This window comes from Acinetobacter sp. Ac_3412 (assembly GCF_013072675.1).
Taxonomy (GTDB): domain Bacteria; phylum Pseudomonadota; class Gammaproteobacteria; order Pseudomonadales; family Moraxellaceae; genus Acinetobacter; species Acinetobacter higginsii.
Genome location: NZ_LXUJ01000008.1, coordinates 24,204 through 37,473, shown reverse-complemented (window position 1 = coordinate 37,473; position 13,270 = coordinate 24,204). Strand labels below are relative to the sequence as shown.

General features: G+C 41.0%; 11 protein-coding genes. 7 read left to right on the top strand and 4 right to left on the bottom strand.

The annotated features are described in order from the left end of the window. Positions 1-317 precede the first annotated feature (317 nt). The 6 genes from A7P54_RS07755 to blp2 all read left to right on the top strand — a co-directional run bounded on the left by A7P54_RS07755 (position 318) and on the right by blp2 (position 8,657). Positions 318-1,349 (top strand): substrate-binding domain-containing protein, encoded by a 1,032-nt coding sequence (locus tag A7P54_RS07755; RefSeq protein ID WP_004801282.1) that lies wholly within the window; start codon positions 318-320, stop codon positions 1,347-1,349. Between the two features lie 99 nt (positions 1,350-1,448). Continuing rightward, complete coding sequence (pstC, locus tag A7P54_RS07750; RefSeq protein ID WP_004652128.1) at positions 1,449-2,828, top strand: phosphate ABC transporter permease subunit PstC; 1,380 nt, start codon at positions 1,449-1,451, stop codon at positions 2,826-2,828. Beyond that, positions 2,825-4,219, top strand: a complete 1,395-nt coding sequence (pstA, locus tag A7P54_RS07745; protein ID WP_004801280.1) for a phosphate ABC transporter permease PstA — start codon at positions 2,825-2,827, stop codon at positions 4,217-4,219. The genes pstC and pstA overlap by 4 nt, the downstream gene beginning before the upstream one ends. Positions 4,220-4,233: 14 nt before the next feature. After that, positions 4,234-5,148 carry a phosphate ABC transporter ATP-binding protein PstB gene (pstB, locus tag A7P54_RS07740; protein WP_016162948.1) on the top strand — a complete coding sequence of 305 codons (915 nt, stop codon included), beginning with the start codon at positions 4,234-4,236 and terminating at the stop codon, positions 5,146-5,148. A gap of 147 nt (positions 5,149-5,295) precedes the next feature. Continuing rightward, the gene (gene sohB, locus A7P54_RS07735; RefSeq protein WP_005202324.1) at positions 5,296-6,258 is read left to right on the top strand and encodes a protease SohB; all 963 of its coding nucleotides are present in this window, start codon (positions 5,296-5,298) and stop codon (positions 6,256-6,258) included. Between the two features lie 251 nt (positions 6,259-6,509). Next, entirely contained in the window at positions 6,510-8,657 is a 2,148-nt protein-coding gene (blp2, locus tag A7P54_RS07730; protein WP_171549224.1) for an Ig-like repeat protein Blp2, read from the top strand. Between the two features lie 25 nt (positions 8,658-8,682). Here blp2 and A7P54_RS07725 read toward each other — a convergent pair whose 3' ends face one another. Further along, positions 8,683-9,321 carry a DUF2238 domain-containing protein gene (locus A7P54_RS07725; RefSeq protein ID WP_171549223.1) on the bottom strand — a complete coding sequence of 213 codons (639 nt, stop codon included), beginning with the start codon at positions 9,319-9,321 and terminating at the stop codon, positions 8,683-8,685. Between the two features lie 38 nt (positions 9,322-9,359). Continuing rightward, on the bottom strand, positions 9,360-9,710 hold the full coding sequence (locus A7P54_RS07720; RefSeq protein ID WP_004801268.1) for a hypothetical protein: 351 nt from the start codon (positions 9,708-9,710) through the stop codon (positions 9,360-9,362). A gap of 390 nt (positions 9,711-10,100) precedes the next feature. Here A7P54_RS07720 and A7P54_RS07715 point away from each other — a divergent pair, with 390 nt between their 5' ends. Next, positions 10,101-10,505, top strand: coding sequence for a hypothetical protein (locus A7P54_RS07715; protein WP_005202329.1), 405 nt, complete (start codon positions 10,101-10,103; stop codon positions 10,503-10,505). Here the strand turns inward: A7P54_RS07715 and rsmD are convergent. Both rsmD and mrdA read right to left on the bottom strand, forming a co-directional pair. Beyond that, positions 10,502-11,050: a 16S rRNA (guanine(966)-N(2))-methyltransferase RsmD gene (rsmD, locus tag A7P54_RS07710; protein ID WP_171549222.1), complete on the bottom strand. Its 549-nt coding sequence runs from the start codon at positions 11,048-11,050 to the stop codon at positions 10,502-10,504. The genes A7P54_RS07715 and rsmD overlap by 4 nt on opposite strands. Further along, positions 11,050-13,089: a penicillin-binding protein 2 gene (gene mrdA, locus A7P54_RS07705; protein WP_005202332.1), complete on the bottom strand. Its 2,040-nt coding sequence runs from the start codon at positions 13,087-13,089 to the stop codon at positions 11,050-11,052. Before mrdA ends, rsmD begins: the two co-directional genes overlap by 1 nt. Positions 13,090-13,270 lie beyond the last annotated feature (181 nt).

Below are 13,270 nucleotides of genomic sequence, written 5' to 3'. Positions count from 1 at the left end.
ATATAAACTGGTTGCTCTGCCCAAGATGCTTTTTGTTAAGCTGAATGGGCTATTGTTCTTTTAAATCCCATAAAATTCAATATCTAAACGTTATTTTCTGAGTGTAATCGAGTTCTGAGCTGCAAAAAATAAAGCAGAAAATATGACTTTATGACCAATAATTTTCTAAAAATTGAGCTTAAGAAATGGCTATCACAAAAGCGTCATAAAGTTGTCACTTAATTGTCATATTATCTGCTCAAAATGCAGTTAACCAAAGTACAACACTTAACTTAAAAAGAGTTGTAAACCAAATTGCATAAATGAGAGAAAACAGAATGCGCTTAAATCCACGTCACATCGCAATTGCATTAGCTGTATCTGGGGCAACTGTAGCAACGACTGCGAATGCAGCTCGTGATACGATTCAAATTGCTGGTTCATCTACTGTATTACCGTTTGCAAGTATTGTTGCTGAAGAGTTTGGCAACACATTCCCACAGTTCAAAGCACCGGTTGTTGGTTCAGGTGGTACGGGCGGTGGTTTGAAGCAATTCTGCCAAGGTGTAGGTGATAACACCATCGACATCGCAAATGCTTCTCGTCAAATTAAAGACACAGAGCTTGATGCATGTAAAAAATCTGGCGTAAACCAAGTACAAGAAATTAAAGTGGGTTACGACGGTATCGTATTTGCATCAAATGTTAAAAAAGCAGCGTATAAATTAAAACCAATCCATGTATTCACTGCATTATCTGCACAGCTTCCTTCAAATGGTAAATTAGTTCCAAACCCATATACAACTTGGAACCAAATTGATAAATCATTACCAAATGAGCCGATCACTTTAGTTATTCCTGCATCTAACCACGGTACGCGTGAAGTTTTCCAAGAGAAAATGGTTGATGCCGGTTGTGAAGCATTTGATTACTACAAAGCTTTAAGCAAAGATGATCAAAAGAAAGCATGTTCAACCTTCCGTAAAGATGGTCGTGTGATTGAAATTGCGGGTGACTATACTGAAACTCTAGCTCGCTTGAAAACTTCTCCAAATGCAGTCGGTGTATTTGGTCTAGGTTTCTATGATTCAAACCGTGATAAATTACGTGTAGCGACTGTAAATGGTGTGACTCCATCTGAGAAAACGGTACTAGATGGTAGCTACCTTGTTTCACGTCCATTGTTCTTCTACGTGAAAGGCGAGCACTTGAAATCAATCAAAGGCTTACCACAATACACAGAATTCTTCTTAAATAAGAAAATTTCTGGTAAAGGTTCTAAATTAGAAAAAGCTGGTTTGATTCCTTTAAGCGACAAAGAGCGCGCAAAAATCCTAGCTGATTTCAAAGCTGGTAAATCAGTTAAGTAATATTGTTAAAAGGGAGGCTGGTGAGACGTTGGATCATCAGCCTTTTTGTCTAGCTAAGTTTTTTCAAATCATGAAAATTGAGAAAACAGTGGAGATTACATGAATCTGCTACTTATCGGTGTGTTATTAGCCCTTGTGGCAATTGCATATCAAATCGGGCTGAGTAAAAGCCGTAACCTAGCAGGTAAGGGAAATAACTCAGCAACACTACATTCTCGTCCAGGATATTATGGGGCGTTGGTTGCTTTGTGGTGTGGTATTCCTGCTTTTTTAATTTTGATTATTTGGAACTTGGTTGAACCAAGTATTTTACAACATATTATTTTCAATAATATTCCTGCATCTGTAAGTTCGACCTTAGATGCGGCAGGCCGTGATGTTTTAACCAGTCGAGTACAAGCAATTGCTTCTGGTTTCGGGGTAACAGATCAGCCAGCAGCATATGAAGTTGCAGCAGCACAACAACTTGCTAAATTCCAGACCATTGGCTCATTTGCAAAACTTGCAGTGGTGATTAGTGCTGGACTGGCGGGTTTAGTTTGGGCAAAGCGTCATGTGAGCCAACAATTCCGTGCACGTAACCAAGTCGAAAAAACCATTAATGTTGCTTTGATCTTGTGTTCTGGTGTCGCAATCTTGACAACAATCGGTATTGTTTTATCGATGTTAAGAGAAGCGTTGCACTTTTTCCATTTTGTCAGTCCAGTTGACTTCTTCTTTGGTACTGAATGGAATCCAGGTTTTAGCACCTCAGGAAATGCAGAAGGTAGTTACGGCATCTTACCGCTGATTTGGGGAACCTTGATGGTCAGTGGTATCGCATTATTGGTTGCTGTACCGATTGGCTTGTTGGTTGCGATTTATCTGGCTGAATATGCATCGCCAAGGTTGCGTTCTTGGGCAAAACCTGCAATTGAGGTTTTGGCAGGGATTCCAACGATCGTTTATGGTGTATTTGCCTTAATGGTGATTGGCCCATTCTTTAAAATGGTGGGTGAAAGTGTTGGTATCAATATTAATGCGACCAGTGCCCTAACCGCAGGTTTTGTGATGGGGATTATGATTATCCCATTCGTTTCCTCATTGTCTGATGACATCATTACTCAGGTGCCTCGCGCATTACGTGATGGTTCTTTGGGCCTAGGTGCAACGAAATCAGAAACCATTCGTCAAGTTGTATTGCCTGCTGCCTTACCAGGGATTACAGGTGCATTTTTGCTTGCCGTATCCCGTGCAGTGGGTGAGACCATGATTGTGGTGCTTGCAGCAGGGAACAGTCCATTGTTGCATGCAAATCCATTTGAAGCAGTTTCAACAGTAACCGTCACGATTGTGAAGCAATTAACGGGGGATACTGACTTTGCCAGCCCGCAAGCACTGGTGGCATTTGCCCTTGGTTTAACGCTGTTTGTGATTACTTTGGGTCTAAACATTATTGCACTGTACATCGTGCGTAAATATCGTGAGCAATACGAATGAGTTCATCAAATACATCTCCTCTGGATCCGAACCTATTGGATCCTCAAGTAGCTGCTGAACAACGTGAGCAGCGTAAAAGAAAGATCCAAAGTTCTTTGGCTAAGCGTCATCGTAAGGAAAAGACCTTTCGCTTTGCAGGTATCTCGGCGGTCGTGATCGCGCTGGCATTTGTTGCTTTACTATTTGGTAGCATTTTGGCGAAAGGTCTGCCTTCTTTTTGGCAAAGCAGTATTACAGTTCCTGTTTATTTTGATCCAGCGATCATCAATGTTGGAGCGAAGCCAAAACAAACAGCAGGTGAAACACCAGCTCACTTTGAAGAACGCATGGTCGCTTGGCAAACTGAAATGGGTATGGTGGATTGGGATGCCTTGATCGTAAATGGGATTGTTGCTAAAAATAAAGCATTAGAGTCTCAACGTGATTATCTCAGCAGTTTATATACCAGTTCTGAAGCATACCGTTTGCGTGATATGGTGCTTAAAAACCCTGCGCTGATTGGAAGCAAAGAAGAGATTAAATTCTTAGCGGATGCCAATATAGATGTATGGTTAGCAGGTAATATTGACCGTAGTTTGCCAGATGATCAGCAACAACTCGAACCAGAAGTTCGTCAACTGGCAGATCAGTTAAAAGCAGAAGGAATTATTAAAAGTACCTTCAATACTAACTTGTTCTTTAGTCCAGATTCTCGTAGTTCACCTGCAACAAGTGGTTTAGCTGGTGCATTCATGGGTTCATTATTCATGATGATGATCGTGATTGTGATCTCGATTCCAATTGGTGTTGCGAGTGCAATTTATCTTGAAGAGTTTGCACCAAAGAACATGATGACGGACATTATTGAAGTCAACATTAATAACTTGGCTGCGGTTCCTTCAATTGTGTTTGGTTTACTGGGTGCAGCTATCTTTATTGGCTGGATGCAATTGCCATTATCAGCACCACTGGTCGGTGGTTTGGTTCTGAGTCTAATGACTTTGCCAACCGTGATTATCACGACACGTGCATCGTTAAAAGCAGTGCCGCCTTCGATTCGTCAAGCCGCGTTGGGGCTAGGGGCATCGAAAGTACAAACCATTTTTCATCATGTATTACCGTTGGCCTTACCGGGCATTATGACAGGTGCGATCATTGGGGTTGCACATGCACTGGGTGAAACTGCGCCATTACTTTTAATCGGAATGAGTGCTTTCGTTGCAAGCGTGCCGACAACACCACTCGATCAAGCAACCGCATTGCCAGTACAAGTGTATTTATGGCAAGGTAATGAATTACGTAACTTCTTCGAAGGACGTACTGCAGCAGCGATTATTGTTTTACTAGCGTTAATGATTGGTTTGAATAGCCTTGCCATTTGGCTCCGTAAGAAATTTGAAGTGCGTTGGTAATTGAGGAGAGTACAATGAATACGATTGATATTATGAACGCCGTAGAAAAGGATAAATCAGTGAATCCACAGCAAAAAGAATTTACGTCACCTGAAGCGCAAGTTCAGCAATCAAATACTGCATTTGTCTCTCAGTTTGAAACGGCTTCTTCAAATAAAAAGCCAAAAACGAGCGAAGTGAAAATCAGTACCAAAGATGTTCATGTTTATTATGGTGACTCTGAGGCGATCAAAGGCATCGACCTTGATGTTTACCAGAATGAGGTGATTGCATTTATTGGCCCATCGGGTTGTGGTAAATCAACGTTCTTACGGACTTTAAACCGTATGAATGACACGATTGATAGCTGCCGTGTGACAGGTAAGGTGACTTTGGATGATCAAGATATCTATGATCCAAACCTTGATGTGGTGTTATTGCGTGCGCAAGTAGGCATGGTGTTCCAAAAGCCAAACCCATTCCCAAAATCAATTTTTGACAATGTTGCTTATGGCCCGAAACTACATGGTCTGGCACGTGATAAATATGATTTAGAAGAAATCGTGGAAAACAGTTTACGTAAAGCGGGCTTATGGGATGAAGTCAAAGATCGTTTGAGTCAGCCAGGCACTGGTTTATCAGGTGGTCAGCAACAGCGTTTATGTATTGCACGTACCATTGCGGTGAGTCCAGAAGTGATTTTGATGGATGAACCATGTTCGGCACTCGATCCAATTGCGACCGCAAAAATTGAAGAATTGATCTCAGAATTGTCAGAACAATTCACCATTGCGATCGTCACCCACTCTATGCAACAAGCGGCGCGTGTCTCTGACCGTACAGCTTACTTCCATTTGGGTGACCTGATTGAAGTGAACTCGACTGAAAAAGTGTTTACTCAGCCTGATCATCAATTGACTGAAGCTTATATTACAGGGCGTTTTGGTTAATTTTTTAGGGTTATATAAAAAAGGGTCTTCGGACTCTTTTTTTATATATAAATGAAAATGAATCTATTTTGCAAAATCGCTATTGAATTTTTATTGAGCAGACCACATCTTAGAACAATAACGCCGAACTTATAGAGCACATACTTCATGTTATTCCATTTACCTAAGTTTCCTGCTGAAATTCGTATTAGTCATTTAAATGCGCGTGTGAATGAACAAAGAAAAAGAATTGCGCAAACGACAGCATCTCGTTTGGAGTTATTGCAACTTGTTCAACAACTTTCCAAAGAAGCCAAGATTCGCAAAAAGAATGATCAAAAAATCTATGTCCTCGACTTTAAAGGGGATGTCCAAGCTTCTGCCGTAGATACCATTCGTGAAGAAATTACCCTGATTTTAGCGACTGCCAAAGCAGGGCATGACCGTGTTGTTGTTCGCTTGGAAAGTCCTGGCGGAATGGTGCATGGCTATGGTCTTGCAGCAGCTCAATTGGTACGTTTACGTGATGCGGGCTTTCACGTCACCATCTGTGTAGATAAGGTTGCAGCCAGTGGTGGTTATATGATGGCATGTATTGCTAGCGAAATCATTTCTGCGCCGTTTGCTGTTGTTGGTTCGATTGGTGTGGTTGCACAAGTACCAAACTTCAATCGTTTGTTAAAGCAACATAATGTTGATTTCGAATTATATACTGCTGGTGAATACAAGCGTACAGTGACCATGTTTGGTGAAAATACACCAGAAGGTAAGGCGAAGTTTGAAGAGGAATTACAGCAAACGCATTCTTTATTTAAACATTTTGTTGAGAAATATCGTCCTCAACTGGATATTACAAAAGTGGCAACAGGTGAGCACTGGTATGGTGAGGACGCGCGTGAGCTGAACTTGGTTGATAAGCTACAGACCTCGGATGAGTATTTATTAAGTTTATTACCAAAGCATGATATTTATGTGATTAATACCCGTAAACGTCCAACTTTCGGTGAAAAATTAGGTTTGCAAGCTGCACAAATGGCTGAGAGTTTAATTCCAACTGTGCTCAGTAAAATTACCGATAGCCTTGCAAAAGCAAATAGCACATTGGTGCAAATGCGTGATCCAAAATTTTAATGATCGGAACTGTAAAATGATCTTGAAAAACCAGCCTATATGGCTGGTTTTTTTATGTGTCTTCCTGTGATTTCTGTGAAAATTTTTGGTTGGATTTGAACATTTGGTGAATTAAACAAACATGACAAAACTTCTGATAGAAGAGATTGTAGTCATATCAATCATTTGATATTTTATTTGCAAGATGAATTACTTAATTATTCATTAATCGAAGAATTATTTAAAAATATAATTGATAAGTGAGCATAATAATGACAAGAGTCGTTGTTTTTTCAAAGAAAAACTCGAATATCCTACAAGATGCACAACTAAAAAGTGTGGTTTTAGACCAGCCTTCGATCGTACAGATTAGTGTAAATCAAGCAGATATTAAATCAATTATCAAGCAAGGTAATGATCTTGTCATTACACTAAAAAATGGTGAAAAGATTGTTATTAGTGGTTTTTATAGTAATGAAAATCTAACCGAACACAGCCTAGCACTCGCAAAAGAGGATGGTACTTATGCGGTCGCAGAGTTTGATGATTCGGGGAAATTTGTTCGTTATGCCCCAGCGACCTCATTGACGCAATTTGCATATACTGATGCAGTTACTACACCAGTTTCTCAGCCTCAAAATGTTGATCATGATTCTGCGATTAGTAAATCCCAATTATGGAAAGTCGGTTTGGCTGCTTTAGTCGCAGAAGGTGTATATTTATGGGCAGTAAAAGATGATGATGACGATAAAAATAAAAGTAGTAACCAACCGATTGATATAACACCACCAGCGACACCGACAGCGAATTTGGGTACAGATACACAAACCATTACGGGTAAAACCGAAGCTAAGGCCAAAATCGAAATTAAGGATGCTGCGGGGAAAGTGATTGCTACGACTCAAGCCGATGCCGAAGGAAATTACACGATTAAGCTGGATCAGCCTTTGGTGAATGGTGGCAAGGTGAGCGTAACTGCGATCGATAGTTCTGGCAATGCCTCTAAAGCCGCTGTCGTGACGGGAAATAAAGATACCATTGCACCAGATGCGCCTACAGCACAACTCAATGCAGATGGCACAATTGTTACTGGCAAGGCAGAAGCCAATGCCAAAGTCTCGATTTATGATGCTGATGGAAAACTATTAGGTACCGTGATTGCGAATAAAGAAGGACTGTATTCGATAAAAGTTTCACCTGCATTAACCAGTGATATAGGTGGAACAGTGGTTGCCGAAGATGCTGCAGGAAACAAATCGACACCTTCTAAAGTGATTGCCGGAAAAGATACTTTGCCTCCTGATCAACCTTTTGTGGATGTAGATAAGGAAGGTTCCTCAATCCAAGGTCGAGCAGAGGTGAATAGCAAGGTACAGATCAAAGATGCGGATGGAAAAATCATTGGCAGTGGAATCACAGATGTGCAGGGTAAATTTCAGATTACACTTTCACCCGCATTAGCCACAGATAAAAAGGCAACCATCATTGTAGAAGATGCTGCGGGGAACCAGTCCAAGCCACTTGAGATTACTGCTGGAAAGGATACTATTGCGCCAGATAAAGCGGTTGCTGAAATCAATGCAGCAGGTGATTCGGTAGTAGGGACGGCGGAAGCAAATAGTAAAATTGAAATTAGAAGTGCGGATGGGAAAACGCTGTATGGTTCAGGTACTGTTGGTGCGGATGGAAAATTTAGCATTACACTTTCATCAGCTTTAACCGATAAAAATGTAGGTAAAGTCTATATCATTGATGCTGCAGGGAACCGTTCCGAAGCTTCCGATGTGGTCGGGACAAAAGATACGATTGCGCCGAATAAACCTATTTTGCAAACGGTCATGGATGATGTCGGTGCGGTAAAAGGGGCGATCGCTGCGGGAGGTGATACCGATGATAGCAAACCGACTTTAGCAGGTGTGGGCGAAGCAAAAGCCGTCCTGACGATTTATGACAATGGTCAACCGATTGGTACGGTAACAGTCGGGGATAATGGCAGATGGAGTTTTGAAGTTAAGCAGGATCTGAGTGTAGGGGCGCATAAAATCACCTTAACCCTGACTGATGCAGCAGGGAATATTAGTGAGACGAGTGATGCATTTAGTTTTAATGTGCTTGCACCTGCTGTAGCGAAAGCATCTTTGGCAGATACGGTTGATTTGGAAGCCTTGCAAACCCAGCAACCTGAACCTGTTTCTGAATCGACCAACACTGAAAAATTGGGCTTAAGCAGCTTATTATCTTCTCCAGAATCGACATCAAATCAGTTGGATGAGGTTTTGAATCAATTGCTTACAGGGCAAAACTCATCTGCTACAATCAATCATTCAGCAAATGCTGATTTAACCAATCTGGATTATGCTCAGACCATTAAAGCCGATTCTTTAGACCAGCTTACGGTATTGCAACATTCTATTATTTAATTGGTATTCATATTGAGAATAGCGCCTATTTTTGAATAGGCGTTTTTTGTTTGAGCAGTTGAATGATACCGATCAGCAGTGCTCCGATGGTCGCAAGGAACATGTCCTTATGCGCATCCCAGATGTCTCCTTGTTGGCCATTATAGTTTTCAGCATCTTCAGGTGATAAACCAATGGCGATCCACCATTCGATCAGTTCATAGAACATGCTCGATGCCATGACAAACTGGATAACCAGTAAAAATAAGGTTAAAGGTTTGGCAGTTGGTAACCAGACTTGAAAACAGCGATAGAAAAATGGATAGAGTAATAGACCGTAAGCATAATGCACCAGTCGATCATACATATTACGTGACCAACCCATGGTTTGATTTAAGTCAAAGTGAAAAAGGCTTTCAATCCATTCATTATAAGGCACATAAGAGTAGAGGTAGTGTGCCCCTAAAATATGGATCAAAAGAAAGCCTAGATAGAGGCAAAAACTATAAAAATTGATGCCAATCTTTTTCATCGTGACGATGAGGGCGATGAGCATCAACACGGTACCCGCTTGGTGTAGTAGATAAGCCTCAAACTCAAGCGGTTGAATACTTGCAATTGCAACCACCAGAAGCACAATCGCCAGTGCAATATAATGTTTTAAACTCAGTTGTTGTTCGATCATACTGTATCCTAAATACAGTCAGGCAAGTTTTATTGCTGTTACTCAGTGGCCTTTACTGCAATTGTTCCTTTGGCTGTAGAGACGCCACCGAGTGCCTGACATGCTTGCTTATATAATTGATATTTTTGTTGTACAACTTCATCGAGCGGAATGTCAAAGAGATCTTCACCATTCTTATATTGTTCAATATAAGATGCTGCTTTGTCTTTATTCGCCGCCAGTGATTGTTGATAAAAATTTGAAATAGAAGAAGTTGCTAACTCATTGGATTCAATATTGTTACATTGAAAACTCTGTAGGACTTTTTCAGCGCGTTTTACTTCGCTTGATTTCCCAAAGATACAACCGGTTAAGCTCACGGTGGCAATGAGCAAGTACAAAAGCTTCATGATCGATAGAGTAGAATTTTAAAGGTGCTATTATTGTATATAAGATGAATTTTATAAATTAATTATTTATGTCTAACACGATAAAAATTAATATTTTTTTACTCTGCATATCTAATTGTACAAAAGTTAAATAGACTGGATGTAAAATGAAAATAAGAAAAGCGCGGCTGTGTGATTGTTGATGCCTGTGTACCCTATAATTTATAGCGCTGCAGGTGATCAAGGAAACGAGCTTTGAAGGGGGAGTCCCCATATAATTCCAGATGGTCGCCGTATGGAGTGGTTATTTTAAACAGCAGTTTGTAAATAGTAGATAAAAACATTCAATTGATTGATAAAAAATGATTTTTAGCGGTATGCTAAATAGGAAAGTCATCAACACATCTTGTTATGTACATTAAGCACCCTTTTTTATTCTGTTTTTTGATTGGTCTCTCTGCTGGAGCTTATGCGGATGATTATGATTTTTTTGCAGAGCCGAGCGAAGATACAGAACATATGTTTGATGCTGCTTATCCTGAAATGAAAACAGCATATTCAGTTTTGCATAACCAATTTTTTCAAAATGAACGTTGGCGTGTCTATAACTATACGGCTTATCAAACCAATCAGTTTAACCATAAGATGTTGACAGGCGATACCACTAGCCTGTCACTGGATGATTTTTCGATTTCAGTCGGTTATGGCATGATGTATCAGTTGAACCAGACCAATCGAATTGGCTATGAATATCTTTCCAGTTTTCCCTTTGACCGAGGGCAATTGATTCGATTTTTCTGGTTACGGATTTTTTAACTGACTTTTTGATATAAACCGGCTCTGACCATACCTGCTTTGGTTTCTTTTATTTTCTGCCAAGTAGGCGGTAGGGTGAGTTGAGCTAAATCTCGATCTGCTTCTACATAAATATAAGCATGGTTTGCAATCATTGGGTCAGCAAGTTCAGCCAACTCTTGCCATAAATCCAGACTATAGGGCGGATCAAGAAACACTACATCAAAACTTGAGTTTAATTTTTTTAAAGCTTGCTGTGCCGTTGCAACATGTAATTGGCAATTTTCCGCTTTTAGCAGTTGAATATTATCTTTTAAGACTTTGGCTTGAGTTGGATTCGGTTCAATCATTACGACTTTGGCAGCTCCACGAGAAAGCGCTTCAAATCCTAACGCACCAGAGCCACTGCACAAGTCTAAAACCTGTGCGTTTTGAATATCCCACATCAACCAGTTGAATAGAGTTTCACGGACACGATCTGGTGTTGGACGTAAACCATCAATACTGGCAAAGGGTAAAGTACGGCGTTTCCAGTTACCACCGATGATACGTAATTGATTTTTCATTATTCAGTCACTCCATCCGTAGGTTGAGCACCTGTTGCTGGTGCAACAGGTGTAGAAGCTGGAGCGGATGAAGCGACGGGTGTAGATGCTGCTTGGCCATTCTGTGTTGCCGTGGTTGCAACACTGCTGCTTGGTAGTTCACCTGGTTTAATCCCCGCAGTCATTAAGCCTCCACTGACTTGATGGCTAGCTGGACGAAGTGGATTCTTTTTACGTGTCACCAGCCAATAGTCAAAGATTGGACGTGCTAGTTGGGCAGCTGAACCGCCATGTTTACCATTTTCCCAAACCACGGCAATGGCAATTTCAGGATTATCGGCAGGTGCGAAACCAACAAATAAGCCATGGTCCCATTGTCGAGATGAAAGTGCTGCTTCGTTATAACGTTTACCTTGAGCAATACTCTTGACTTGGGCTGTCCCTGTTTTACCTGCGATTGAATATTGCAAACCACCTTTAATACCACGACCTGTACCAGATTGAATCACATCCACCATTGCATCATGCATGTTGATCCAATCTTGTTCTGTACCATTGAAATTAATTTTGCCATCAGGCGCGTTATGGACACTAAATTTTTTGGCACCTTTGGTTTCTCTGAGTACATGTGGTGTGACATGTGAACCTTTATTGGCTGTGATCGCAGTTGCCATAGCAAGTTGTAAAGGTGTAGAGGTAAATGCCCCTTGCCCGATACTGACTGAAATGGTTTCACCTTTTAGCCATTTGGATTTACGCGTTCGCATTTTCCATTCAGGACTCGGGTAGAGACCTGTGCTTTCACTTGGTAAATCAACTCCAGTTTTTTCACCAAAGCCAAATTGGCGCATCCAGTCATTCATTTTCTCAATGCCCATGCGATAGGACAGGACATAGAAATAGGTATCGCAGGACACAATTTGAGCTTTATGCATGTTCACTGAACCATGACCCGTTTTTTTATGGTCACGGAAGCGGTGACTGTCACCAGGCAATGAGAAATAACCTGGATCGGAAATTGCAGTGCTCCAATCGACGAGACCATAATGAATACCACCTAAACCAAACATTGGTTTAATGGTTGAACCTGGTGGATATGCCCCCTGAACCGCACGGTTATAAAGCGGTTGATCGAGGTTGTCACGCAGTCCACTATAGTCTTTGGAACTAATTCCTGTCACGAAGAGGTTTGGATTAAAACTTGGGCTGGAGACCAATGCGAGGATTTCACCTGTACGTGGGTCCATGGCTACAATTGCACCACGGCGATCTGCCAATTGTTTTGCGGCAATAGTTTGTAAACCGTAATCAAGTGATAAATACAGATCATTACCACGCGCTGGATTTTGGCGACCTAAATTACGTAGTACATTGCCGTGTGCATCGGCTTCAACAGATTCATAGCCAGGAATACCATGCAACAGGTCTTCATAGCTTTTTTCGACCCCAATTTTACCAATCAGGTTGGTACCCGCATATAAATCCTTATCAATAGACTTGAGTTCTTTATCATTGATACGCCCCACATAACCAATCACATGCGCAAACAATTCACCATGTGGATAGTAGCGGGTCATTTGGGTTTCAATTTTGACCCCAGGAAAGGCATATTTCACTTCACTGAATTTGGCAATATCGGTTTCAGTCAAATTCAATTTGATCGCAAGGCGTTCAGTTTTACGTGCAGTTTTGACACGGCTTTTAAAGCGGTCAACATCATCTTGGGTCAAGCCCAGAATTGGAATGAGACGGGTAATGGTGTCATCAATATCGCTGACATCGGCACGACTCAGTGTTGCAGTGAAAACTGGATAGTTATCTGCTAATAGCACGCCGTTACGATCGTAGATGTAGCCACGAGCGGGTGCTAATGGCTGTAAGCGAATACGGTTCTTATCTGATGCCGTTGTAAAATCATCGTAATGAACGATCTGTAAATATGCATAACGACAGATCAATAAAAGTAGAAAAATCGCCACGACAAAGATTGCAAAAAAGATTCGACCCTTATAAATGCGCTTTTCTTGTTGCATATTTTTTAAAGGAAAGTGCTGTTTCATAGGGTGTCGACTTAATTACAAGATGGAGAGAATACAAAGGCTACGCATTTTAACGTAAGTTGCATGATCATACTGTAGAATTTTCAACAAATCATGCAAATGATGCTGCGACAGCTTTTGACTTTGCAGACATTAAAATTGTATGGTCTTGTATATTAGAAGCAAAATAATTCTGTTAAAG

Excerpts from the sequence above, each read along its gene's own strand:
- A7P54_RS07755 (WP_004801282.1), top strand. The coding sequence starts at position 318 with ATGCGCTTAAATCCACGTCACATCGCAATTGCATTAGCTGTATCTGGG.
- pstC (WP_004652128.1), top strand. The coding sequence starts at position 1,449 with ATGAATCTGCTACTTATCGGTGTGTTATTAGCCCTTGTGGCAATTGCA.
- pstA (WP_004801280.1), top strand. The coding sequence starts at position 2,825 with ATGAGTTCATCAAATACATCTCCTCTGGATCCGAACCTATTGGATCCT.
- pstB (WP_016162948.1), top strand. The coding sequence starts at position 4,234 with ATGAATACGATTGATATTATGAACGCCGTAGAAAAGGATAAATCAGTG.
- sohB (WP_005202324.1), top strand. The coding sequence starts at position 5,296 with ATGTTATTCCATTTACCTAAGTTTCCTGCTGAAATTCGTATTAGTCAT.
- blp2 (WP_171549224.1), top strand. The coding sequence starts at position 6,510 with ATGACAAGAGTCGTTGTTTTTTCAAAGAAAAACTCGAATATCCTACAA.
- A7P54_RS07725 (WP_171549223.1), bottom strand. The coding sequence starts at position 9,321 with ATGATCGAACAACAACTGAGTTTAAAACATTATATTGCACTGGCGATT.
- A7P54_RS07720 (WP_004801268.1), bottom strand. The coding sequence starts at position 9,710 with ATGAAGCTTTTGTACTTGCTCATTGCCACCGTGAGCTTAACCGGTTGT.
- A7P54_RS07715 (WP_005202329.1), top strand. The coding sequence starts at position 10,101 with ATGTACATTAAGCACCCTTTTTTATTCTGTTTTTTGATTGGTCTCTCT.
- rsmD (WP_171549222.1), bottom strand. The coding sequence starts at position 11,050 with ATGAAAAATCAATTACGTATCATCGGTGGTAACTGGAAACGCCGTACT.
- mrdA (WP_005202332.1), bottom strand. The coding sequence starts at position 13,089 with ATGAAACAGCACTTTCCTTTAAAAAATATGCAACAAGAAAAGCGCATT.